Here is a 24,130-nt window from a genome sequence, read left to right as displayed (position 1 = left end):
CCATGGCCGCCACGACTTCGCCAGTGTCCACCGCGCCGGCCCTGGCCCGGCCCTGGTACGGCTTGTTCTCGCGCGGCGCGCGCGACTGGCTGCGCCACAACCAGAAAGTACGCGACGCCGTGCAGGCGCACTTGCCCGAGCTGATCGCCACGCCTGACCTGATCGGCGGACCGCAGCAGCGCACGGTGCAAGTGCCCATGCGCCTGCTCGAACACGCGCGTTTCCGCCTGGCGCCCGCGCGCAACAGCGTGGGCGCGGGCCAGGGTGACGGCCAGCCCGGCGATATCCTGCGCGCGGCCCATCCCGCCGCCACGGGCGGTGCCGGAACGCCAGGCGAAGGCGGCGATGGCGAGGGGACGGTGCGCCTGCTGCTGGAGTTTCCCATCGACGACATCCTCGACTGGCTGTGGGACGCCTTCGAGTTGCCGCACCTGAAGCCGCGCCACCTGGGCGCGATCGACGACGTGCGGCTGGTCCGCAGCGGCCTGGACCGGCATGGCGCCCGCTCGCGCCTGGACCGGCGCCGCACCGTCAAGGAAGCGATCAAGCGGCGTGCCCTGCAAGCGCAGCCCGTGCCCTTCACCAATGATGACTTGCGTTACCGCCAGGTGCTGGCCCAGCCCCGGCCCAGCACGAATGCCGTCGTGTTTTTCGTGCTAGACGTGTCGGCCAGCATGGCGCAAGCCGAGCGCAAATTGGCCAAGTCCTTCTTTTTCTTTGCCTTGCAGGGCTTGCGGCGCAGGTATGCGCGCGTGGAAACGCGCTTCATCGCCCATACGACGCGCGCCTGGGAATTTTCCGAAGCCGAATTCTTCCAGGTCAATGGCATGGGCGGCACCATGGCGTCCACCGCCTTTCGCCTGAGCCGCGAACTGCTGCAGGAACATTATGCGCCGGGGCGCTACAACGCCTATCTGTTCTATGCCTCCGATGGCGAAAATTTCAGCGAAGACCGGGCGGCCGCCAGCCTGGCCTTGGGCGAACTGGCCGCCTTGCTCAACTATATGGGCTATGTGGAAACCTTGCCCGGCGTGCCACGCAGCCTGGAAACGGAAATGCACAGCCTGTGCGCCGAGCAGGAACGGCGGGGCTTGCCCTTGCACAGCAGCATCCTCAGCAAGCCTGACGATGTGTGGGAAGCCATCCGCACCTTTTTCCAGCACGAGGCGGCTGACACGGAGGAAGCGTCATGACGCGGCCTGACGCCCGGAACCAAAGCGGTGCGCCAGACCAGGCCGACCAGGCCGCTGCCATGGGTCTGGACGGCTACGCTGCGCGCATCGAAGCGCTGGCGCGCGAGCTGGGCCTGGCATTTGCGCCCGTCGAGTTCGAGCTGGTGCCGGACAACTTCATGAATGAGATCGCCATCTATGGCTTGCCCGTGCGCATGCGTCACTGGTCGTTTGGCGTGCGCTACATCCACCAGCTCGTCCATCAGAAGATGGGCAATTCGCACATTTTCGAAGTCATGTTTCCCGGCGACCCTTGCCATGCCTACATGGCGGAACACAATTCCGTGGCCGAAAACACCCTCGTCACGGCGCATGTGCTCGGTCACGCCGATTTTGCCAGCCGCAATGCCGTGTTCCTGCGCTTCGGCGCCATGGCGGGCCAGCACATCCTGCAACAAAGCGCGGCGCGGGCGCAGCGTCTGGAAATAGCGCTGCAACGCCACGGGCAAGAGCAGGTGGAAGCCGTGCTCGACGCGGCACTGGCGCTGGAACAGCATGTGGACATCCATGCCGAGCTGCACCGCCCGCCCTATGCCGCGGCATCGGGGCCAGCCGGCGTCGCGGGCACGCCAGACCAAGCCGACGCAGACGACGCGTTTGACCGGCGTTACCGGCGCTTGCCCGGTGAGGCAGCCACGCTGGCGGCGCGCGAAGCGGCACGGGCACGCGTGACGCAGCGCCCGCTCGTGCCGCCGCAAGCCGAATACGATTTATTATGGTTTATCGCGCAACATGGGCCGGAACTGGCCGACTGGGAGCGCGACATATTTTTGGCCGTGCGCGAAGAATCGTTTTACTTCTATCCCGTGTACGCCTGCCAGATCATGAACGAAGGCTGGGCCTCGTACTGGCATGCGCGGCTGCTGCGCGAAGCCGACTTCCTGCCGCCGGCCCTGTATCTGGCCGCCATCAAGTCGCATTCGGACGTGGTGCGCCCTTACGCGGGCGAGCACCAGCAGGCGCTGGCCGTCAATCCCTATCACCTGGGCTTTTGCATGTGGGAGCACATCATCGAGCGCGAAGGACTGGCGCGGGCGCGCCAGATTTGCCGCGACGACGATGACTGCAGTTTCATCCGCAACTATCTGGACGGGGAACTGGCTGACCGCCTGGGCCTGTTCGTGCATGAAAGCCGCCGCGACGGCGAAACGCGCCTGGCCAGCCGCGACTTGCGGGCCATCCGCGAAGCCATCTTGGCACCCAAATACAACTATGGCGCGCCGTGCATCGCCGTCACCCTGCTCAACGACGACGGCAGCCTGGTGCTGCGCCACGATCACCAGCGCGATGGGCGCGGCCTCGACCTTGAGCGGGCGGAACAGGTGCTGGCGTATATCGCCCGCATCTGGCGCCGCCCCGTCACCCTGCATACGGCCGATTTCCGCGGCACGCCCCGTGCCCTGCACAGCAAGAGCGACGGCGTGCCCGAACCGCCCAAGCCACCAGCATCGCCAGCACCGACAGCGGCGCCCATGCAGCGTTAAACGGCACACCTGGCGCAGCCCTGTGCGGTATCGATGCAGGCATTGCGCAGCATCGACGCCGGCCGCCAGTGCGGGCACCTGGCAGGCTCCTCATGCGGACATCATGCGCAGCTGATGCGTACTTGAGGTGCACTTGATGTGCACTGAATACGCACTGAATACGCACTGAATACGCATTTGATACGCATTTGATACGCATTTTGATGTGTGTCTGATTTGTATCTGATCCGCCCACTCACGCCAGGCCCGTTTGCTCCACATACCAGGCGATGGTGTGCCGCAAGCCTTGCGCCAGGTCGTGCGTGGGCACATAACCGAGCAAGCGGGCCGCCTTGGTGATGTCCGCCTGCGAATGGCGCACGTCGCCGGCGCGAAATTCGCCATATTCGGGTGCCAGCGGCACGTGCCGCGGGCGGGCGGCCAGCAACATCTGCTGCATCGTGGCATGCAATTGGGTCAGGCTGGTGCGGGCGTTGACAGCCACGTTGTAGACCTGGTTGACGGCTGCCGGGTCGGCGCGCGTGGCGGCGAGGATATTCGCTTGCACGGCATTGTGCACAAAGCAGAAGTCGCGGCTGGTGGCGCCGTCGCCATGGATGTGCACGGCCTGGCCGTCCAGCATGGCGGCGATCCAGCGGGGAATGACGGCCGCGTAGGCGCCCAGCGGGTCTTGCCTGGGGCCGAAGACATTGAAATAGCGCAGCCCCACCGTCTGCATGGCGTAGCAGCGCGCGTACACCTGCGCGTACAGTTCATTGACATATTTACTCAAGGCATACGGCGACAGGGGCGCGCCGATATGCTGTTCCACTTTCGGCAAGGCCGGATGGTCGCCATAGGTGGCGCTGGACGCGGCATACACGAAGCGCCGCACGCCCGCGTCGCGCGCGGCGGCCAGCATGTTCAGGAAGCCGCTGACATTGACGGCGTGGCACAGCAGCGGGTCTTCCAGCGAACGCGAGACGGAACCGAGCGCCGCCTGGTGCAGCACAAAATCGACGGCGACGGAGCCGTCCGGATCGGCACGGCCGTGCTCGCCCAAGCCGCCGCCGTCGCGCCCATCTGCCTTGCCGTCGCCACTGCCGGCGGCCAGCGCCGGCGCGCCGCATGCGCGCGCGCACGCCTGCGGGTCGCGGATATCGCCTTCGATGAAGGTGAAGCGCCGCCACGCCGCTTCGCCCACGCTGGCGCGTACTTGCTCCAGATTATGGCGGTGGCCCGTCATGAAATTGTCCAGGCCGCGCACTTCCTGGCCCAGCCGCAGCAAGGTTTCCAGCAGGTGCGAGCCGATGAAGCCGGCCACGCCCGTCACCAGCCAGCGGCGCGGCGTTTGCGCCAGCTGCGCGCAGGCCTGGGCATACGCGCTATCGCCGCCGGCCGGATCGAGGGTATCGGCCGCCATCACAGCCGCCACACGTGCAGGCCGCCGTCTTCCAGCGGGCGGGGGTCGAAATGCGACTTGATGTCGATGAAGCAGCCGTTTTCCAGCACCTTGGCCTGGAAGTCAGCCAGCGGACGGGCCAGCAAGGCCTGGTGCGAGACGGCGCTGATGATGGCCTCGGCCCGCGGCAGCTGTTCCCAGCTTTCCAGGCTCAAACCATACTCTTCCAGCGCTTCGCGGCCATCGGCGACGGGGTCATGCACATGCACCTGCACGCCGTATGATTGCAGTTCGTGGATCATGTCGACCACTTTCGAGTTGCGCAAGTCCGGACAATTTTCTTTGAAGGTCAGGCCCAGCACGTTGACGTGCGACCCTTTCAATTTGAAACCGGCGCGCACCATTTCCTTGATGGTCTTTTCCGCCACGAATTTGGCCATGCCGTCGTTGATGCGGCGCCCGGCCAGGATCACATGCGGATGGTAGCCCAGCATTTCCGCCTTGTGCGTCAAATAATACGGGTCGACGCCGATGCAGTGGCCGCCCACCAGGCCGGGCCGGAACGGCAGGAAATTCCATTTGGTGCCCGCCGCCTGCAGCACTTCCAGGGTATCGATGCCGATGCGGTCGAAGATGATGGCCAGCTCGTTCATCAGCGCGATGTTCAGGTCGCGCTGCGTGTTTTCGATGACCTTGGCCGCTTCGGCCACGCGGATGCTCGAGGCCCGGTGCACGCCGGCCGCGACCACGCCTTCGTACAGGGCGGCCACCTTGTCCAGCGTGGCGGCATCGTCGCCCGAAACCACCTTGCGGATGCTGTGCAGGGTGTGGTCCTTGTCGCCGGGGTTGATGCGCTCGGGCGAAAACCCCACATGAAAATCTTCCTTCCAGCGCAAGCCCGAATGCCGCTCGAGGATGGGGATGCAGATTTCCTCGGTGGCGCCCGGATACACGGTGGATTCGTAGATGACGGTGGCGCCGCGCCGCATATGGCGGCCGACGGCCGCGCTGGCGCCGGCCAGGGCGGAGAAATCGGGATTGTGCGCGCTGTCGACGGGCGTGGGGACGGCCACGACGATGAAATCGGCCAGTTGCAACTCGGCCGGATCGCAGCCCACGCTCAGCCACTGCGCCGCGCGCAGCTGTTCCGTGCTCACTTCGCCCGTGGGGTCGACATGGTTGCGGTAACTTTCTACCTTGCGTGCCGACAAGTCAACGCCGATGGTGCGCTGGCGCATGCCGAACGCCACGGCCAGCTGCAAGCCGACATAACCGAGCCCCACCACCGCCACCACGCCCGCCTTGTTATTCGCAGTGCCATCCACCTTGCTGTCCATATGCATGTGCTCCCAATGGTTGCGGCCTGAGCATCGCCGTCCGGGAAATTCTACGGTTGCCGATCCGGCCATTCTTGAGCGGGAACAAGAAACACGGGGCGGCGGCCAGCCGGCGCGCGGACAAACGGCGGCTTGTTGAGCGCAATCAAGGAGAGCGGCGCCCATCTTTTTAAGCTAGGCCATGCCCATCCTTCACGCACGCCGCTACCGGAGACTTCCATGGCCCGTACCCTGCCCCGCCCTTTCCCCGGCTTGCCGGCCGCCGCGCTGTGCTGCACCCTGCTGCTGCCCTTGCTGACGGGGTGCCACGGTACGCAGAGCAGCGCATCGCTGCTGGCCGACGCGCAGCAGTACCGCCAGAAGGGCGAGGCGCGCGCCGCCATCATCCAGTTGAAGAACCTGCTGCAAAAGGAGCCGGACAATGCGGCGGCGCGCTTGCTGCTGGGCAGCATCTATATCGATACGGGCGAAGCGCTATCGGCCGAGAAAGAATTGCGCAAGGCAAAGTCGCTGGGCCTGTCGGCGCAGCAAGTGATGCCGCTGCTGGGCAAGGCCTTGCTGATGCTGGGCCAGTTCGACAAAGTACTGGCCGAGATCGCCGATGATGCGGCGCAGCCCGCCAGCGTGCTGGCCCTGCGCGGCGATGCCTTGCTGGCTCTGGGCCGCCGGGACGAGGCGCGCGCCCTGTACTCGCGCCTGCTCGAAGCCCATCCCGACCAGGTCGAAGCCTTGCTGGGCCTGGCGCGCCTGGCGGCGCTGGAGCAGCAGGTGACGGCGGCCGAGCTGCTGCTGGCCCAGGCGTTGAAAAGCGCGCCCGCCAACCTCGACGCCTTGCGCCTGCAGGGCGACCTGCAGCGCCTGCAAGGCAAGAACGACGCGGCGCGCCTCGCCTACCTGCAGATCCTCAAGCACAAGCCGGACAATACCCAGGCGCATATCGACCTGGCCAACCTCGATCTGCTGGAAAACCGCTACCTGGAAGCGGCGGCCCAGCTGGCCACGGCGCGCAAGACGGCACCCAACAGCCTGGGCTTGCTGCAGACCCAGGCGCTGCTCGATTTCCGCCAGGGCAAGAACAAGGCGGCCCTGCAATCGTTGCAACTGGTGCTCAAGGCGGCGCCCGAGCACATGCCGTCCATCCTGCTGGCCGGCGCCGTGCAGCTGAAGCTGGGCTCGCCGCAACTGGCGGAAAGTTATCTGCAGCGCTTCCTGGCCGTGTATCCCCAACATCTGTACGCACTCAAGATGATGGCGTCGATCGAACTGATGCGCGGCAACACGGATGCCGCCCTCGACCTGCTGCTGCCCGTGCTGTCCACCTTTCCCGACGACGTGGAACTGCTGTCGCTGGCGGGCGAGGCGCATTTGCGCGCGCGCCGCTACGACAAGGCCGCGGCGTATTTCGAAAAGGCCAATACCCTGGCGCCGGACACGGCCAGGCTGCATGCGGCGCTGGGCATCAGCCGCCTGGGCATGGGCGAGAACAGCCGGGCCATCGACGAACTGGAACGCGCCAGCATGCTCGACAAGAGCACGCCGCAGGTGGGCACCATGCTGGTGCTGACCTTGCTGCGCAACAAACAGAACGACAAGGCCCTGGCCACCGTCAAGATGCTGGAACAGCAGCAGAAAGGCACGAATCCCCTGCTGCTGAACCTGAAAGGCGGCGTCTACATGGCCTTGCGCGACGTCCCCGCCGCGCGCGCCAGTTTCGAGCAGGCGCTGGGGATGGACCCTGTCTATCTCCCCGCGCTGAACAACCTGGCGCAACTCGACCTGGCCGGGAAAAAGCCGGAACAAGCGAAACAGCGCTTCGAGCGGGCGCTGGCGAAAGCGCCGAAAAATGCCGACCTGTGCGCGGCGCTGGCCAAGCTGGCCGCCTCGCAGGGCAAGACGGACGAGGCGCGACGCTGGCTGGAGCGGGCCCATCGCGACAATCCCGACGCCGTCGCGCCGGCCCTGCTGCTGAGTAACTTTTACCTGCGGACAGGCGCGCCCGACAAGGCGCTGGAACTGGCACGTACCCTGCAGTCGGGCCACCCGGGCGACGCCGATGCGCTGGCTCTGCGGGCGCAGGTCGAATACGGCGCCGGCCAGACGCAGGCGGCGCTCGACAGCTACAGCAAGCTGGCCAGCATACAGACGACGTCGGCACCGCTGCAGATGCGCATCGCCAGCTTGCACCTGGCACTGGGCGACGGCCACAATGCGCTGCAAGCCGTCAAGCGCGCGCAAGCGCTTGACCCGACCCTGCTCGAAGCGCGCGTGGTCGAAGTGGCCATGCTGCTGAGCCTGAATCGCCAGCGCGATGCGCTGGCCGTGGCGCGCCAGGTGCAGGAACACCAGCCGAAGCTGGCGGCCGGCTACAAGCTCGAAGGCGACGTGCTGATGGCGCAGAAACTGCCGCAGGAAGCCGTCAAGCTGTACCAACACGCCATCCAGCTCAGCAATATTGGCCCCATGCAGGTGCAGCTGCACCGCGCCATGCTGGCCGCGGGCCAGATGCGCGAGGCCGATGCGCGCATGGCGGCCTGGCTGAAGGACAAGCCCGATGACCTGGGCGTGCGCACCTACCTGGCCGGCGTCAAGCTGGCGGCAAAGCAATACGGCGCGGCCATCGAACAGCTGCAGTACATCGCGACCAAGGACACGGCCAATGTGGCGGCGCTGAACGACCTGGCCTGGGCGTACCAGCAGGAAAAAGATCCGCGCGCGCAGGCGACGGCCGAGCAGGCGCTCAAGCTGGTGCCGGACAACCCCATTGTGCTCGACACCCTGGGCTGGATCGTGCTGGAACAGGGCGACGTCAAACGCGCGACCACCCTGCTGCGCAAGGCGGCCGGCCTGGCGCCGAAGTTGCCCGAGATCCAGTACCACCTGGCTGCGGCGCTGGCGAAATCGGGCGACAAGCCGGGGGCGCGCAAGCAACTGGAACAGCTGCTTGCCGCCAACAAGGAGTTCCCGCAGCGGGCCGAGGCGCAGGCCTTGCTGACCCAGCTCTAGGCCATGGCGGCGCACACGGCCTTGCGCGGCCTGACAGCACGGCTGCTGGCCTTGCTGGCGGGCGCGGCCTGCATGCTGGCTCTGCGCCATTATCCGCTGGGCCACGGCTGGCCCGGCCTGCTGTTCGCCGCCCTGCTGCCCGCCTATTTCCTGCTGCTGTGCTGGCGTCCCGCCTGCTGGCTGTTCTGCGTGCCCGCCCTGCTGCCCGTGCTCGACCTGGCGCCGTGGACGGGCTGGTTCTTCCTCGAAGAAATCGACGTGCTGCTGTTGCTGACGGTAGCTTGCGGCTATTGGCGCCTGGGCGGACCGGCCCGGAGCGCCGCGGCGCAGCTTTCTCCCGCCGCGCGCGCCTGCCTGCTGCTGTGCAGCCTGGCCTGGCTGGCGGCGCTGCTGCGCGGCGTGCTGCCGCTGCCGCCCCTCGACGTGTACGCCTGGGATAATTACCTGAGCCCCTACAACAGCTTGCGACTGGGCAAGGCCTGGGCCTGGAGCATGCTGCTGCTGCCGCTGCTGCGCGATGGGGAGCCGTCCGCCCTGCGCCGCTACGCGCTGCCGGGCATGCTGGCCGGGCTGGCCATGGTATCGCTGTTCGCGCTGTGGGAGCGGGCCGTGTTTCCCGGTTTGACGAACCTGTCCAGCGACTACCGCATCACGGCGCCGTTTTCCGCCATGCACACGGGCGGCGCCGCGCTGGATGGCTATCTGGCGCTGAGCCTGCCATTTGCGGGCCTGTGGCTGGCGCGCGCGCGCAGCCGCTGGCAGGCGGCGCTGGCCTTGCTGCTGCTGGCACTGGCCCTGCACGCGGCATGTACCACCTTTTCACGCGGTCTGTACGCGGCCCTGGCGGCGGCCGTGTTGCTGGCCGTGCTGCTGGCTTTGTGGCAGACCTTGCGCACAGGCCCCGGCGCGGCGCGGCGCCCAAGGGGCCGGCGCCCCATGCGCAAACCCTTGCTGATGCTCCTGCTGGCCGGCCTGGGCACCGTCCTGCTCGTATACATGTTCAGCCTGGCCGGCTACCGGGGCTTGCTCGCCGCCGTCGTCCTGCTCGCGGCCAGCTTCGTGCTGGCGGCGCGGCCCTTGCCGTGGCGCCTGGCGCCGGCCAGCCTGCTGTGCGCGCTGTGCCTGCAGGGGCTGCTTGCCAGCTGGTGGCCGGAAGGGGCCGGCCAGCCGGCTGCCGGCTGGCTGAAAGGACCGTATTTCCTGTTCCTGCTGGCCGCCCTGCTGCTGGCGGGCGCGCTGCTGCCCGGCCCCCTGTGGCCGGGCGCCGCCGGCAAAGGCCCTGCCAGGCTGGTCCTGGCGATGATGGCGTGGACCATGCTGGCATGCAATCTCGTCTGGATAGGCTGGCACTGGGCCGGTGCGCCCGCCTTGGCGCCGGCCGGGCTGGTCGTGTCGCTGGCCATGCTGATGCTGTGCAATGGACGCTTGCGCGCGCCGCTATGGCGGCTGGACCGGGCCAGCCTGAGCATCGCGGGCGCGGCCGGCATCCTGCTGCTGCTGGCCATCCCCGTCTCGGCCAGCTATTACGCCACCGAACGTTTCGCCACCACGGCCTTCGACATGCAAGGGCGCTTGCGCCATTGGCGGCAAGTGCTGGCCATGCAGCCGTCCGACTGGGGCGATCAGCTGTTCGGCATGGGCATGGGCAGCTTTCCTGCCACGTACTACTGGCACAATCCGGGGCGCGAAGTGCCGGCCAGCATCGCGTATGCGCAAGAAGATGGCCAGCCTGGCTATTCCCCCAACACCTATGTGCGCCTGGCCAGCCCCGGCTACAGCGCCGGCTATGGCGAACTGCTGCGGCTGCTGCAACGCCTGCCGCTGCAGCCGGCCACGCACTACACCCTGGCGCTGGACGCGCGCCGAAGCGGCCCCATGCCCGTGCTGCTGGTGCGCCTGTGCCAGCGGCAATTGCTGTACGCACAAGCTTGCGTGCCTGTCCCCCTGCGCCTGCGGGCGCCGCCGCCTGGCAGTCCCGTGCCGGCCTGGCAGCACTATGAAGTGCCGTTCGACAGCAAATGGCTGGGCGCGGGCGCCTGGCTGCTGCGCCCGCCCGTGCAGCTGGAACTGGCGGCCAGCGGCACGGCCACCTCGTCCGTGATCGACGTCGACAATCTGAGCCTGCGCGCGCCCGGCGGCGAGGAATTGATCGCCAACGGGCGCTTTACGCAGGCCAACAATTACTGGTTTTTCAGCAGCGACCACCATCACTTGCCGTGGCATATCAAGAGCCTGGCGCTGCATGTGCTGGTGGAAACGGGCTGGTGCGGCGCACTGTCCCTGCTGGCCCTGTTATCCCTGGCCGGCCTGCGCCTGCTGCGCCAGGCCACGGCAGGCAACCAGTGCGCGCTGGCCTGCGCCGCCGCCCTGCTGGGTTTTCTCGTCGTCGGCCTGTTCGACAGCCTGCTCGACGTGCCGCGCATCGCCCTGCTGTGCTATCTGATGCTGCTGTGCGCATTGCTGCAGCCCCCGCTACCTCCTCCCCTTGAAAGCCTGCCGCCATGAAATCCCCGCCGTTGACATTCTCCGCCGTCCTGCTCTCCGGTTTGCTCCTGGCTGTGGCCGGCGCGCCCTGCCGCGCCGACCAAGCCCTGGCGCAAGTCATTGCGCGCGTGAAGCCGTCCGTCGTCGGCGTGGGCAGCCTGCAGGCGACGCGCACGCCGCCCATGAATTTCCTCGGCACGGGTTTCGTGGCGGGCGACGGCTTGAGCGTGCTGACCTGCGCCCATGTGGTTCAGAAATTGCTCGACGCCAGTCCGGACGAATCCATCGGCATACTCACGGGCCAGGGCGAGGCGGCGCAATTTCGCCCCGCCAGAATCCAGGCGGTGGACACGGAACACGACCTGGCCTTGCTGCGCCTGGCTGGCGCACCGCTGCCGGCCCTGGCGCTGGGCGACGCGGCCACGGTGCGCGAAGGCCAGGCCATGGCCTTTACCGGGTTTCCGCTGGGTACCTTACTGGGTCTGCACCACGTCACGCACCGCGCCACCGTATCGTCGCTGACGCCGGTGGTCAGGCCCAGCGCCACCGCGCAGCGCCTCGACACCCGGCGCCTGGCGCAACTGCAAAAAGCGCCGTACACGGTGTTCCAGCTGGACGCGACGGCGTATCCGGGCAGCAGCGGCAGCCCCCTGTTCGATCCCGAGACCGGTCTCGTCTACGGCATCGTCAACATGGTGTATGTCAAGGGCCTGAAAGAGGCGGCCATCACCGCGCCCAGCGGTATCACCTACGCGATTCCGGGCAGCCACATGCAGGCGATCTTGCTGAAAAATAAATGAGTCAGTTGCGCCCCTGTCTGAGCCGGTCGGTAATCCCTGGCTCATCCCATGTCGGAAAAAAAAAGGGGTAAAACGACCGTTCACCCCCATGCTGTTCCATCATGCCGCCGTACTTGCGTATCTGGGCCCCCATGTAGTCGAGGTCCAGGCGCAGCAAGACGGCCGGCGCCCCCACGCGCGTGCACTCTCGCTCGCCGCCAAAATCCTTGAAACCCAGCATGCGCTTGTAAAACACCACATGGCGTGGATTGACTTCGATGACGTAATCCGTAAAGCCGTGAATATTGTGGGCATAAATATAAGAAATATGAATCAGCGCCGCAAACACGCGCTTGCTCACGCCCTTGTCGATGGCCAGGCGCGACGGTTCGCACAGCCGGCGCCCCTGCTCGCGCAGCACGTCGAGCTTGTCGCGGAAGTTTTCATCGGCGGGCAAGCCCGTCTCGNAGGCACAGGGTCATGGTGCCGACGGTGGAGCCCGCCGTTTCCGCAAACAGGGTGATTTTATTCAGCGCATGCGCGATGCCGGGATCGACGGCATAGCCGCGCCAGCCGTACATCTTGCGGATCAGCAAACTGGCCGCCTCGCGCCGGCCACGCGAATTGGCCATGCGGATATGAAAGCGCTGCAGGTCGAGCTCGTGCTCCATCGCCGGGTCGATCTGGCCCTCGCCCACCACCAGGTCACTGAAAGTACCTGGCGTGTCGAAGGAAATAATAGGTTCATCTTCAAAGCTCATCTTGTCCTCACGTTCATCGGCAGCCGTCAAGACGGACTGAAGCCAATGCCTTGTGACAAGATAAAAAGCAGAGAAGTTCCCGCGTCAGGCAAAAAAAACAGAAGAAATATGCTATTCAGTAGCAAAATTGCATGCTGAAATTTGCCCGCAAGTACAAATTGACAAATATAAGTGCTGTTTTGATATTGCCGAGCCCGCTGCTAAAAAAAGCTCTCCGGTATCAGCAGCACGTCGCCCGGCCGCATCATGACGTTCGCGGAAATATCGCCACTCTTGAGCAGGTCGTCCAGGCGCACGCCCAGCTGCTGCTGGTTGCCGTCGCGCATGCGGATGATGCTGGCCTTGTTGCCGGCGGCAAAGTCAGTGATGCCGCCCACGGCGATGAGCACGTCCATCAGCGACATGCCCAGGCGGTACGGCAGCGCCTGCGGCTTGGCCGCCTCGCCGATGACCCGGATCTGCTCGCCATACGGGCCCGAGAAATTGGTGACGATGACCGTCACCACCGGTTGCTGGATAAACTTGCCCAGGGCTTGCTCGATATCGCGCGCCAGCTGGGTCGAGGTCTTGCCGCTGGCGGTCAAATCCTCCACCAGCGGCGTGGTGATCTTGCCATCGGGCCGCACGGCCACCGTCAGCGACACTTCCGGATTGCGCCAGACGATGATGTTGACGGAGTCGCCCGGGCCGATCAGGTAGTCGTGCATGGGGGCGCTGTCGTCGGCGGGCGCCAGCGGATAGCGGGTGCGGCAGCCGCCCAGCAAGCTGCTGGTACAGGCCAGGAGCAGCGTGTGGCATACAAATGCACGGCGAAACGGATTCATGCGGAGCCTCTTCGAGTCGATGGCGCATCCATGGCCGGCCCCGCAGAACCAGCCTGGGCCGCGAACTTCCTATGATTATTAAAACCCGGCAAGTGAACCTTGAGGCGTATCAAGAAGCAATCATCTTGGGAAATTTTGCTCCACAGCCGCCCTATACTTTGCTTACTCAACAGGCAAGCATTTCTTGCAAGACGCCGTTGTCCGCGCCGCCCAGCCATCGACCGTGCAACACCGTCACCTGAAGGAAGCGACATGGAGCAATTGATACAGCAACTGCTTTCCAGCCTGAAAGGCATCTGGAAGTACCGCTGGCATGCGCTGCTGGTGGCGTGGCTGGTGGCGATAGTCGGCTTCATCAAGGTCATTACGCTACCCGACGACTTCCAGACGTCGGCGCGCGTGTTTGTCGATACGCAAACCATCCTCAAGCCGCTGTTGGCCGGCATGACCAGCGTGCCGAACACGGAACAACAGGTGGCCATCATGAGCCGCACCCTGCTCAGCCGCCCGAACGTGGAGCGCGTCATGCGCATGGTCGACCTCGACCTCGATTCGAAGACCGTGCGCGAACACGAAGCCCGGCTCGATGAGCTGATGAGCCGCATCAAGATCACCGGCACCAACGCCTACGATATCTACACCATCAGCTACAGCGGGCGCGACCCGAAGCTGGTGCGCGACGTGGTGCAAAGCCTGCTGACCATCTTTGTCGAAGGCAGTTTCCAGGGAAAAAAGGGCGATTCGCAGAAGGCCGTGCAATTCATCGACGAGCAGATCAAGAATTACGAGGACAAGCTGAGCGCGGCGGAAAACCTGGTGAAGGAATTCAAGATCCGCAACAACCTGCTGCTGCCGCGCCAGGGCATCGACTATGGCAGCCAACTGCTGATGTCGTCCGATAGCCTGAACAATGCCAAGCTGGAACTGGTCGAGGCGGAACAGGCGCGCAAGGCCATCCAGAGCCAGATCGAGGGCGACGAACCCGTGCTCGATCTGGAGCCGAACGCGGCATTGATCACGAATCCCGAACTCGACGAGCGCATCGCGACGCTCAACAAGAATCTGGACAGCCTGCGCATGCAATTTACGGAATTGCATCCCGACATCATCGCCTCGAAGCGCCTCATCGCCCAGCTGGAAGAGCGCAAGATCGAGGAAAGCAAGCTGAAAACGGCGTCCGGCGACCCGGGCAAGAACTACAGCCCCATGCTGCAGCAGCTGAAGGTGGCGCTGACGGATGCGGATGCCAAGGTGGCCGCCATCCGTGCCCGCGTGCAGGAGTACAGCGCGCGCAATGAGCGCCTGCTGGCGCAAAGCAATGCCGTGCCCGAGGTGGAATCGCAGCTGGCGCAACTGAACCGCGACTACGTCATCAACAAGGAAAACTATGAAAAGCTGATCGGCCGGCGCGAAGCGGCCAAGCTGTCGGGCGAACTCAGTTCCACCACCGAGATGATGGCCTTCAAGATCATCGACCCGCCCACGGTGCAATATGCGCCCGTCGGCCCGAACCGTCCGCTGCTGTTTTCCGCGGCGCTGGGCGCGGCCCTGGTGGCCGGCATCGCCACGGCTCTCCTGATCAGCCAGGTGCGCCCCACCTTCCTCAGCCCCGCCGAACTGCGCGATGCCACGGGCTTGAATGTGCTGGGCACGGTATCGATGAACTGGACGCCGCTGCAGCAGGTGCGCCGCCGCCGCGCCCGCTATGCGTTTGCCGGTTGCCTGGGCAGCCTGTTCGTGCTGTACGGCGGGGTCATGACGGCCGCGCTGCTGAAATTCTAGAGCCACCAAGGGAGCGACGATGAGCAGCAAGGACAGCGGCAAGCAGGAACCCACGATCCTGGGCGTGGCCGAGGCCGGCGTGCCCTATGGTCCAGATGTTGCGGATGGCGCGGCGGCGGCCGGCAACCCCCAGTACCGCCCGCTGAACCTGGCCTGGCTGGCGGAGCAAGGCATGCTCACGCAGGAAGGCGGACGCAGTTCGGTGGCCGAAGATTTCCGCATCATCAAGCGCCCGCTGCTGCGCCAGGCGCGCGCCAGCGGCGACGAGGCCATCCGCCACGGCAACCTGATCGTCGTCACCAGCGCCATGCCCGGCGAAGGCAAGACGTATTGCGCCGTCAACCTGGCCATGAGCATCGCCATGGAAATGGATATCACGGTGCTGCTGGTCGATGCCGACGTGGCGCGCCCGTCCGTGCTGAAAGTGCTGGGGCTGTCGCCGGAGCCGGGGCTGATGGACGTGCTGCTCGACCCGCAACTGGCCATGGGGGACGTGATCCTGAAAACCAACGTGGCCAACCTGAGCATCCTGCCCGCCGGGCGCAGCAACAAGCACGCGACGGAATTGCTGGCCAGCCGGGCCATGAGCCGCCTGCTGGCCGAGATCGCCAGCCGCTATGGCGACCGCGTCGTCGTCTTCGATTCGCCGCCCTTGCTGATTACCAGCGAAGCGCACGCGCTGGTGGGACAGATGGGCCAAGTGGTGATGGTGGTCGAGGCGGAAACGACGACCCAGCACGCCGTCAAGGAAGCGCTGCGCCAGATCGAAGCGTGCGAACACATACATCTGATCTACAACAAGACCAAATCGTTCCCCGGCAACGACTACTACGGCTATGGCTATTACGACTAGCCGCCGGGTTCCGCTGCCGCTGCTGCCCTTGCTGTCCCTGCTGCTGCCCCTGCCGGCCTTTGCTGTCGACTGGCTGGTCAAGCCCTCGCTGCGCCTGCGCGAAAGCTATACGGACAATGCCACGCGCACGCCGCCCGGCCAGGCGCAATCGGACTTCATCACGGAAATCGCGCCCGCCATCGCCCTCATCGGCACGGGCCCGCGCCTGCGCGTGAACCTCGATTACAGCTGGCACAAATACCTCTCGGGGCAGCGCGGCAATAGCGACAACCACGACTTGCACGCCGCAGCCGACGCCGAGGTGGTGCAGGACTGGTTCTTCATCGATGCCAACGCCAGCGTGAGCCGGCGCAACATCTCGCCGTTCGGCCCGCAATTGATCGATGATCTGCCCGACACGGACAATACCAGCACGGTGCGCACCACCAGCATCAGCCCCTACCTGCGCCACCGCTTCCGCGGCCTGGCCACGGCCGAGCTGCGCTACACGCGCAATACGGTAGCCAGCGGCGGCGATCTGCTGTCCGTGCACAGCGATGAAATGGAATTGCTGCTCAGCGGCGAACCGCGCGGCCAGGGCTGGTCCTGGAACGCCAGCCACGATGTGCGCCGCACGCAGGACAGCAAGCTGGCGCCCGTGCGCATGCAGCGCAGCAGCGTGGGCCTGCGCTATCCGTTCAGCAGAAAATGGGCGGCCACGGCCAGCGGCGGCATGGAAAAGGAAGGCTATATCTCGAGCAACGGCAAGGCGCCGGAAGGCCGTTTCTGGTCGCTGGGCGGCGTGTGGACGCCGTCGCCGCGCACCAGCGTGGCCTTCAGCACGGGCAAGCGCTTTTTTGGCCACACCTACAGCCTCGATGCCAACTTCCTGCAGCGCCATACCAACTGGCAACTGAGCTACAGCGAAGACATCACCACCATGCCCACGCAGTTTGCGCGCCTGGGCGACCTCGATGCGGGCCAGCTGCTCGATCAATTATGGCGCGGCATCTTTCCCAACGCGCGCGACAGGCGCTTGCGCATCAATGCCTTCCTGCGCTACGCCAACAGCCTGGGGCCGGAACGGGGCGCCATCAATTACTTCAGCCACCGTTATTTCCTGGAAAAGCAGCTGAAGCTGACGATGGCGCGCGCCACGGCCAAAAGCACGATGGTCGTCGGCGTCACGGCCGTCGACCGCACGGCGCAAACGGCCAGCGGCATCGACAGCGCCTTGCTGCCCGGCATGGAGTTCGGCAGCGAAGACCGCACGCGCCAGGTCGGCGCCAACGTCGGCTGGAACTGGCAAGCCAGTGCGCGCACCAGCGTGAATGTCAATGCCGGCTACGCCGGCGTGCGCTCGCTGAGCGTGCCCCGGCGCGACAACAACATCACCGTGACGGCCGGCTACAGCCGCATCCTGCAGCCGAACATGACGGCCAGCATCGACGTGCGGCATACGCGGCACGCCAGCAACTACGGCGGCGATTACCGCGAAAACGGCGTCAGCGCCACGCTCACCATGCAATTCTAAGGAGGCCGCAGCATGTCCGATCGTTCGCTACCGTCCGCCGCGCCCGCGCACCTGCTGTGCGTGGTGGCCGCGCGCCCCAACCTGATGAAGATGGCGCCCATCCTGGCCGCCCTGGCGCGCCAGGCGCCCGCCGTGCGCGTAACCTTATTGCATACCGGCCAACACTACGATGCGGCCATGAATAGCCAGCTGTTTACGGATCTGGACCTGCGCGCACCCGACATATCGCTCGACGTCGGTTCCGGCAACCATGCGCAGCAGACGGCCGAGATCATGCGCCGCTTCGACGCCGTGCTCGACGCGCATCCGCCGCTGGCGCCCGATGGCGTGCTGGTGGTGGGCGACGTCAATTCCACCCTGGCGTGCGCACTGGTGGCGGCCAAGCGCGACATCCCCGTGATCCACGTCGAGGCGGGCCTGCGCAGCGGCGACCGGCGCATGCCCGAGGAAATCAACCGCGTGCTGACGGATCAATTGTCTGATCTGCTGCTGACCAGCGAAGAAAGCGCGCGCGACAACCTGCTGCGCGAAGGCATCGCCCCGGAACGCATCCATTTCACGGGCAACGTCATGATCGACAGCCTGCGGCGGCAACTGCCGCGCGCAGTCAAGCCCGAAACCACCCTGCGCGCCCACGGCCACGCCTGCCCGCCCGCGTATGGCCTGTTGACCTTGCACCGGCCGTCGAACGTCGATGATCCGGCGCAGCTCGCAGCGCTGCTGCAGGCGCTGGGACAACTGTCACGCCAGCTGCCGCTGCTGTTTCCCATCCACCCGCGCACCCTGGCCGGCTTGCGCCTGGCGGGCCTGGAACCATTGCTGGCGCGGCAGGCCATCGTCTGCCTGCCGCCGCTGGGCTACCTGGAAATGCTGGGCCTGATGCAGGGCGCGCGCCTGGTGCTGACCGATTCCGGCGGCATCCAGGAAGAAAGCACGGCCCTGGGCGTGCCTTGCCTGACCCTGCGCGACAATACGGAGCGCCCCGTCACCGTCCGCGCCGGCACGAATACCCTGGCCGGCACGCAGCCGGCCACCATTCTGGCGCTGGCGCGGGGCATCCTCGAGACGGGCGGCAAGCGGGGCCGCATTCCGCCCCTGTGGGATGGCCACGCAGCCGAGCGCATCGCCGCCGTCATCGCCCCCTGGCTGGCGGCGCGCCCGGGCACGCCATGACGCCGCCAGCCATACTACGCAACGCGCTGACCATCGACGTGGAAGACTATTTCCAGGTGTCCGCCTTCGCGCCGCACATCGCGCGCGCCGACTGGCCCCGCCTGGAATGCCGGGTCGAGGCGAATATCGAACGTATCTTACTGCTGCTGGAAAGCCGGCGCATCCACGCCACTTTTTTTACATTGGGCTGGATTGCCGAGCGCTATCCGGCCATGCTGCGCCGCGTGGCCGACGCGGGGCACGAAGTGGCCAGCCACGGCTATGCGCACCTGCGCGCCAGCGAGCAGTCGGCCGCCCAGTTCGCCGACGACGTGCGCCGCAGCAAGAGCATCCTCGAGCAATTGACGGGGCTGCCCGTGCACGGCTATCGGGCGCCCAGCTTTTCCATCGGCGCGTCCAACCTGTGGGCCTTCGACGTGCTGCAGGAAGCGGGCTACCGCTACAGTTCCAGCATCTATCCGATCCGCCACGACCATTACGGCATGCCCGATGCACCGCGCTTCGCCTGGCGCCCACGGGGGCCGCACGGCATGCTGGAATTGCCTGTCAGCACAGTGCGCTTGCGCGGGCGCAACCTGCCGGCCGGCGGCGGCGGTTACTTCAGATTGATGCCGTATGCACTGTCGCGCTGGCTTTTGCGACGCATCAATTCGCGCGACGGGCAAGCTGGCATATTCTATTTTCATCCTTGGGAACTCGATCCCGGCCAGCCGCGCCCGCCGGGCCTGAGCGCGAAGACGCGCTTTCGCCACTACCTGAACCTGGGGCGCATGGAAGCGCGGCTGGCGCGCCTGACGGGCGACTTCGTTTGGGACCGCATGGACCGTATTTTTTTGGAAAGCACATGATGCACGAGGCCAGCCTTCCTTCCGATCCGGCGCCGTCCAGCGCCGCCATTGCCGTGCGATTCCTGCAGGCGCACGAACATGCGCGCTGGGATGCCTTTGTCGAGACCTGTCCCGAAGCCACCTTCTTTCACCGCGCCGGCTGGCACACCATCATGCAGCAAGGTTTTCACCATGACAGCCATTTCCTGTACGCGGAACAGGACGGGCGCATCGCCGCCGTGTTGCCGCTGGCGCATGTGCGCAGCCGCTTGTTCGGCTCGTCCCTCGTCTCGCTGCCGTTTTGCGTGTACGGCGGCATCGCCGGCGGCAGCCCGGCCGTGCGACTGGCCCTCGACGAAGCGGCGCTGGCGCTGGCGCGGCGCCTCGGCGTGGGGCACCTGGAATACCGCTGGCGCGAGGTAGAGGACAATGCCCAGGGCGGCTGGCTGCACAAACCCCTGTACGCGACCTTCCGCCGTCCCCTGCATCCCGATGCCGAACAGAACTTGCTGGCGATTCCCCGCAAGCAGCGCGCCGTCGTGCGCAAGGCCATGGCCGGCGGCCTGCACAGCGCCATCGACTATGACTTGCAGCGCTTCTACCCGATCTATGCGGCCAGCGTGCACCGGCTCGGCACGCCCGTCTTCGCGCGCCGCCATTTTGCCCTGCTGCGCGCGGTGTTTGCTGACGCCTGCGAGATCCTCACCGTGTACCACGGCCAGCAGGCGCAGGCCAGCGTGCTGCTGTTCTATTTCCGCGATGAAGTGCTGCCGTATTACGGCGGCGGCACGCCGCTGGCGCGCAGCACGGGCGCCAACGACTTCATGTACTGGGAAGCGATGCGCCGCGCCAGCGCGCGCGGCTACCGCCTGTTCGATTTCGGCCGCAGCAAGCTGGGGACCGGGGCATACGACTTCAAGAAGAACTGGGGTTTTACGCCGCAGCCGCTGCCGTATGCCTACCAGCTCGTGCGCGCCAAGGCCTTGCCGGAAGTCAATCCACTGAATCCCAAATACGCGCTGTTCATCCGCGCCTGGCGCCGTCTGCCGCTGCCGCTGGCCAACCTGCTGGGGCCGCACATCGTGCGGCAACTGGGCTAAGCAAGGGGACACGCCATGCGCGAACTATTATTCCTCACCCACCGCTTGCCGTATCCGCCCAACAAGGGCGACAAGATACGCTCGTGGCACATGCTGCAGTACCTGAGCCGGCATTTCCGCGTGCACCTGGGCTGTTTCATCGACGATGACGACGACTGGCAGCACGCGAAAACCGTGGCCGCCCTGTGTGCCAGCACGCGCTTCATTGAATTGCGGCGCGGCACGGCCCGCTGGCGCGCCCTGCAGGCGCTGCTGTCGCGGCAAGCCATGAGCGTGCAGTACTACCGCGATGCATGGCTGCTGCAATGGGTCGATGGCTTGCTGTCTAGCGGCAAGGTGCGCCACGCGCTGGCCTTTTCCGGGCCCATGGCGCAATACATCGACGTCAGCGCGGGCCGCGCCCTGCACCGCGTGATCGATTTCGTCGACGTCGATTCCGACAAATGGCGCCAGTACGGCGACAGCAAGCCCTGGCCCCTGTCGCTGCTGTACCGGCGCGAAGCGCAGCTGCTGCTGCAGTACGAGCGCCATATCGCCCAGCAGTTCACGGCCGCCAGCTTCGTCTCGCCCGCCGAAGCGGCCCTGTTCCGCCAGTGCGCGCCAATGGCGCGGCGCAAGACGGGGTATGTCAATAACGGCGTCGACACGGCATATTTCACGCCAATGCCGGCCCAGAGCGCAATCTATCCGCCCGGCGTGCAGGCGCTGGTATTTACGGGCGCCATGGATTACTGGCCGAACATCGACGCCGTGCAATGGTTCGTGCGCCACGTCTGGCCCGCGCTGCGGCGCCAGTTTCCCCAGCTGCAGTTCTATATCGTCGGCAGCGCGCCCGTGCCCGCCGTGACGGCGCTGGGCAGGGTGGCCGGCGTGGTGGTGACGGGCAAGGTGCCCGACATCCGGCCCTACCTGGCCGGCGCGTCGCTGGCCGTGGCGCCCCTGCGCATCGCCCGCGGCGTGCAAAACAAGGTGCTCGAAGCGATGGCGATGGGCAAGATCGTGCTGGCCACGCCGCAGGCACTGGAAGGCATCGCCGCCCAGCCGGGCCTGGAACTGCTGCTGGCGCGCGACGACGCCGAATTCATCCACCATGCGGCGCGCGTGCTGCGCAACGCCCGGGGCGACGGGTCCGAAGGCAGCGGCGCGGCCATCGGCGCGGCGGCGCGCCAGCTGGTCTTGCAGGAATACGACTGGGAACGCAACCTGCGCAGCCTGGGCGCCATGCTGGGTCTGCCTGCCGAGGCCGAGGCCGAGGCCGGCGCCGGAGCCAGCACTGCCGCCATGCCGACGCTGCCCGTGCGGGAGCCATCCACATGAGCTTGCAGCTCGACCAGGTCGCCCGCTTGCCGGACGTGGCCGTCCTGCCGCATCCGCAGGCCCAGCAGCAAGCGCTGGCGATCCTGCTGCTGGCCCTGGCCGCCGTCGTGCTGCTGTACCACGCTACCTTCTGGTCGATGCTGGAACTGTGGTCGCGCTCGCAGACCTTCGCACACGGCTTCCTGATCGTGCCCATCAGCTGCTGGCTGGCCTGGCGCCAGCGCGCCCGCCTGGCCGCGCTGGCGCCCCAGCCGTCGTGGCATGGCTTGCTGCTGCTGGGCGCGCTGGGCCTGGCCTGGCTGCTGGCCGACGCCGCCAACGTGTCCGTGGTGGAACAATATGCGGCCACGGCCATGCTGCCCGCCTGCGTGCTGGCCATCCTCGGCTGGCCGGCCGTGCGCCTGCTGGCCTTTCCCCTCGCGTATCTGTTCCTGGCCGTGCCGTTTGGCGAAGTCTTCCTCGATCCCCTGATCGACTTCACGGCGGCCTTCACGGTGACGGCGCTGCAATGGACGGGCGTACCTGTGTTTCGCGATGGCAACAATTTTTCGCTACCGACCGGTAACTGGTCGGTGGTGGAAGCGTGCAGCGGCTTGCGCTACCTGATCGCCGCGCTGGCCCTGGGCGCCCTGTACGCGCATGTGCACTGCCACAGCACGGGGCGGCGCCTGGCCGTCATGGCCGCCGCGCTGCTGGTGCCCATCCTGGCCAATGGCGTGCGCGCCTACCTGATCGTGATGCTGGGTCACCTGAGCGGCATGCGCCTGGCCGTGGGCGTCGACCACCTGATCTATGGCTGGCTGTTCTTCGGCTTGGTGGTATTGCTGCTGTTCTGGCTGGCCGCGCGCTGGCGCGAATTGCCGCTGGCGCGCGCCGCCTTGGCGCCCACCCTATCAGCCCGGCCCGGCGCCAGCGCCGCTGCGGCCAGCCGGCACGCCGTCGTGCGCGCCAGCGTGGCTTGCCTGCTGCTGGCGGCGCTGTGGCCGGCGCTGGCCAGTCACCGCGACGACGGCGCCGTGCCGCCGGGTTCCCCAGTTGTGCTGGCCTTGCCCGATCCGCCCGCCTGGCGGCGCCTGCACGATGCGGCACCCGCCTGGCAGGCGCCGTATGCGGGCACGCCCGCGCGGTTTGCCGCCACGTATGCACTCGGCGACGGTGCACCGGTGGGACTGCAGCTGCACTGGTATGCGCGCCAGGCGCGCGATGCCGAACTGCTGACACACCAGTCCTCGCCATACGGCGCGCGCTGGATGGCGCTGGCGCAACGCGTGCAAGACATCACCCTGGCCGGCGGCGCCCTGGCCGTGCGCGAAAGCGTGCTGGGGCACGGTGGCGAACGCCTGTTGGTGTGGCGCATCTACCGCCAGGGCGGCATCGTCACGGCCCGCCCCGTGCTGGTCAAGCTGCTGCTGGCGCAAGCCAAGCTGCTGGGCAGGCGCCAGGATGGCGCCGACATCCTCGTCTTTGCCGCCTACGACGAGCTGGCGCCGCCGCCGCGCGCGCGCCTGCACGCCTTCCTGCAGGCGGCGCTGCCCGTCATCGAACAACGCCTGCAGGAGCTGCCGCATGGCCCTTGACACGGATGCTGGCCGCACACGGGAGGCCAACAGCGCCCCGCTGATCGTGCACGTGATCCACCAGCTCGACGTGGGCGGGCTGGAAAACGGCCTGGTGAACCTGATCAACCATCTGCCGCCCGAACGCTACCGGCACGCCATCGTCTGCCTGAAGAACGCCACCGCGTTTCGTCAGCGCCTGACCACGCCCGGTGTCGATGTCATCAGCCTGGACAAGCGCGAGGGCAAGGACTGGCGCCACTACCTGCGCCTGTACCGCGTGCTGAAACAGCTGCGCCCGGCACTCGTGCACACGCGCAACCTGGGCTGCCTCGAAGCGCAACTGCTGGCCTGCCTGGCCGGCGTGCGCCTGCGCGTGCATGGCGAACACGGGCGCGACATGAGCGACTTGCACGGCACCCGCCGCAAATACCGGCTGCTGCGCAAATGCATGCTGCCGCTGGTGCAGCACTTCATCGCCGTCAGCGCCGACCTGGGACAATGGCTGGTGGACGTCATCGGCGCGGCGCCCGCGCAGGTATCGCACATCGGCAATGGCGTCGACAGCGTGCAATTCCATCCGCGCCTGGGGCCGCCGGCCGCCGTCGGGCCGCCCGGCTTCCTGTGCAACGGCGCCTTCGTCATCGGCAGCGTGGGCCGCATGGCCGCCGTCAAGGACCATGCCTCGCTGGTGCGGGCGTTCCTGCTGTTGCTGGCGCAGCCG

At 66.5% G+C, this 24,130-nt stretch carries 18 protein-coding genes; 14 read left to right on the top strand and 4 right to left on the bottom strand.

All coding sequences use genetic code 11. The annotated features are described in order from the left end of the window. Positions 1-2: 2 nt before the first annotated feature. The gene (locus K0F86_RS11335) at positions 3-1,193 is read left to right on the top strand and encodes a DUF444 family protein (protein WP_219134473.1); all 1,191 of its coding nucleotides are present in this window, start codon (positions 3-5) and stop codon (positions 1,191-1,193) included. After that, positions 1,190-2,716: a SpoVR family protein gene (locus K0F86_RS11330; RefSeq protein ID WP_257572102.1), complete on the top strand. Its 1,527-nt coding sequence runs from the start codon at positions 1,190-1,192 to the stop codon at positions 2,714-2,716. Before K0F86_RS11335 ends, K0F86_RS11330 begins: the two co-directional genes overlap by 4 nt. Positions 2,717-2,951: 235 nt before the next feature. Here the strand turns inward: K0F86_RS11330 and K0F86_RS11325 are convergent, their stop codons facing one another. Together K0F86_RS11325 and K0F86_RS11320 are read right to left on the bottom strand one after the other, a co-directional pair. After that, entirely contained in the window at positions 2,952-4,118 is a 1,167-nt protein-coding gene (locus tag K0F86_RS11325) for an SDR family oxidoreductase (protein WP_219134472.1), read from the bottom strand. Continuing rightward, positions 4,118-5,440 carry a nucleotide sugar dehydrogenase gene (locus K0F86_RS11320; protein WP_374197277.1) on the bottom strand — a complete coding sequence of 441 codons (1,323 nt, stop codon included), beginning with the start codon at positions 5,438-5,440 and terminating at the stop codon, positions 4,118-4,120. The genes K0F86_RS11325 and K0F86_RS11320 overlap by 1 nt, the downstream gene beginning before the upstream one ends. Positions 5,441-5,653: 213 nt before the next feature. On the opposite strand from K0F86_RS11320, the gene prsT reads away from it, so the two are divergent. From prsT to K0F86_RS11305, 3 genes are read left to right on the top strand one after another with little or no spacing between them, the layout of a single operon-like run. Next, positions 5,654-8,437 carry an XrtA/PEP-CTERM system TPR-repeat protein PrsT gene (gene prsT, locus K0F86_RS11315; protein WP_219134471.1) on the top strand — a complete coding sequence of 928 codons (2,784 nt, stop codon included), beginning with the start codon at positions 5,654-5,656 and terminating at the stop codon, positions 8,435-8,437. 3 nt (positions 8,438-8,440) lie between these two features. Then, positions 8,441-10,942, top strand: coding sequence for a hypothetical protein (locus tag K0F86_RS11310; protein ID WP_219134470.1), 2,502 nt, complete (start codon positions 8,441-8,443; stop codon positions 10,940-10,942). Continuing rightward, entirely contained in the window at positions 10,939-11,721 is a 783-nt protein-coding gene (locus K0F86_RS11305) for a serine protease (RefSeq protein ID WP_219134469.1), read from the top strand. Before K0F86_RS11310 ends, K0F86_RS11305 begins: the two co-directional genes overlap by 4 nt. Before the next feature lies 1 nt (position 11,722). On the opposite strand, the gene K0F86_RS27485 is transcribed toward K0F86_RS11305, so the two are convergent. Together K0F86_RS27485 and K0F86_RS11295 are read right to left on the bottom strand one after the other, a co-directional pair. Beyond that, the gene (locus K0F86_RS27485; RefSeq protein WP_257572101.1) at positions 11,723-12,157 is read right to left on the bottom strand and encodes a hypothetical protein; all 435 of its coding nucleotides are present in this window, start codon (positions 12,155-12,157) and stop codon (positions 11,723-11,725) included. Between the two features lie 504 nt (positions 12,158-12,661). Beyond that, positions 12,662-13,285, bottom strand: coding sequence for an XrtA/PEP-CTERM system exopolysaccharide export protein (locus tag K0F86_RS11295; RefSeq protein ID WP_219134468.1), 624 nt, complete (start codon positions 13,283-13,285; stop codon positions 12,662-12,664). A 252-nt stretch (positions 13,286-13,537) separates the two neighbouring features. Here K0F86_RS11295 and K0F86_RS11290 point away from each other — a divergent pair, with 252 nt between their 5' ends. The 9 genes from K0F86_RS11290 to K0F86_RS27480 all read left to right on the top strand — a co-directional run. After that, the gene (locus tag K0F86_RS11290) at positions 13,538-15,067 is read left to right on the top strand and encodes an XrtA system polysaccharide chain length determinant (RefSeq protein WP_219134467.1); all 1,530 of its coding nucleotides are present in this window, start codon (positions 13,538-13,540) and stop codon (positions 15,065-15,067) included. A 19-nt stretch (positions 15,068-15,086) separates the two neighbouring features. Continuing rightward, positions 15,087-15,920 carry an XrtA-associated tyrosine autokinase gene (locus K0F86_RS11285; RefSeq protein WP_219134466.1) on the top strand — a complete coding sequence of 278 codons (834 nt, stop codon included), beginning with the start codon at positions 15,087-15,089 and terminating at the stop codon, positions 15,918-15,920. After that, positions 15,904-17,433 carry a TIGR03016 family PEP-CTERM system-associated outer membrane protein gene (locus tag K0F86_RS11280; protein ID WP_219134465.1) on the top strand — a complete coding sequence of 510 codons (1,530 nt, stop codon included), beginning with the start codon at positions 15,904-15,906 and terminating at the stop codon, positions 17,431-17,433. The genes K0F86_RS11285 and K0F86_RS11280 overlap by 17 nt, the downstream gene beginning before the upstream one ends. 12 nt (positions 17,434-17,445) lie before the next feature. After that, a complete protein-coding gene (gene wecB / locus K0F86_RS11275; RefSeq protein ID WP_219134464.1) occupies positions 17,446-18,606 on the top strand; it encodes a non-hydrolyzing UDP-N-acetylglucosamine 2-epimerase in 1,161 nt (386 codons plus the stop codon). Then, positions 18,603-19,454 carry an XrtA system polysaccharide deacetylase gene (locus tag K0F86_RS11270; protein WP_219134463.1) on the top strand — a complete coding sequence of 284 codons (852 nt, stop codon included), beginning with the start codon at positions 18,603-18,605 and terminating at the stop codon, positions 19,452-19,454. Before wecB ends, K0F86_RS11270 begins: the two co-directional genes overlap by 4 nt. Continuing rightward, positions 19,454-20,533: a FemAB family XrtA/PEP-CTERM system-associated protein gene (locus tag K0F86_RS11265; protein ID WP_219134516.1), complete on the top strand. Its 1,080-nt coding sequence runs from the start codon at positions 19,454-19,456 to the stop codon at positions 20,531-20,533. Before K0F86_RS11270 ends, K0F86_RS11265 begins: the two co-directional genes overlap by 1 nt. A 15-nt stretch (positions 20,534-20,548) precedes the next feature. Then, complete coding sequence (locus K0F86_RS11260) at positions 20,549-21,850, top strand: TIGR03087 family PEP-CTERM/XrtA system glycosyltransferase (RefSeq protein ID WP_219134462.1); 1,302 nt, start codon at positions 20,549-20,551, stop codon at positions 21,848-21,850. Next, the gene (gene xrtA / locus K0F86_RS11255) at positions 21,847-23,427 is read left to right on the top strand and encodes an exosortase A (RefSeq protein ID WP_219134461.1); all 1,581 of its coding nucleotides are present in this window, start codon (positions 21,847-21,849) and stop codon (positions 23,425-23,427) included. Before K0F86_RS11260 ends, xrtA begins: the two co-directional genes overlap by 4 nt. Continuing rightward, the coding region (locus K0F86_RS27480; RefSeq protein ID WP_257572100.1) for a glycosyltransferase at positions 23,417-24,130 on the top strand (714 nt) is incomplete at its 3' end. The genes xrtA and K0F86_RS27480, both read left to right, overlap by 11 nt.

The organism is Janthinobacterium sp. UMAB-60 (assembly GCF_900095235.1).
Taxonomy (GTDB): Bacteria; Pseudomonadota; Gammaproteobacteria; order Burkholderiales; family Burkholderiaceae_D; genus Janthinobacterium.
This window is presented reverse-complemented; position numbering and strand designations above follow the sequence as displayed.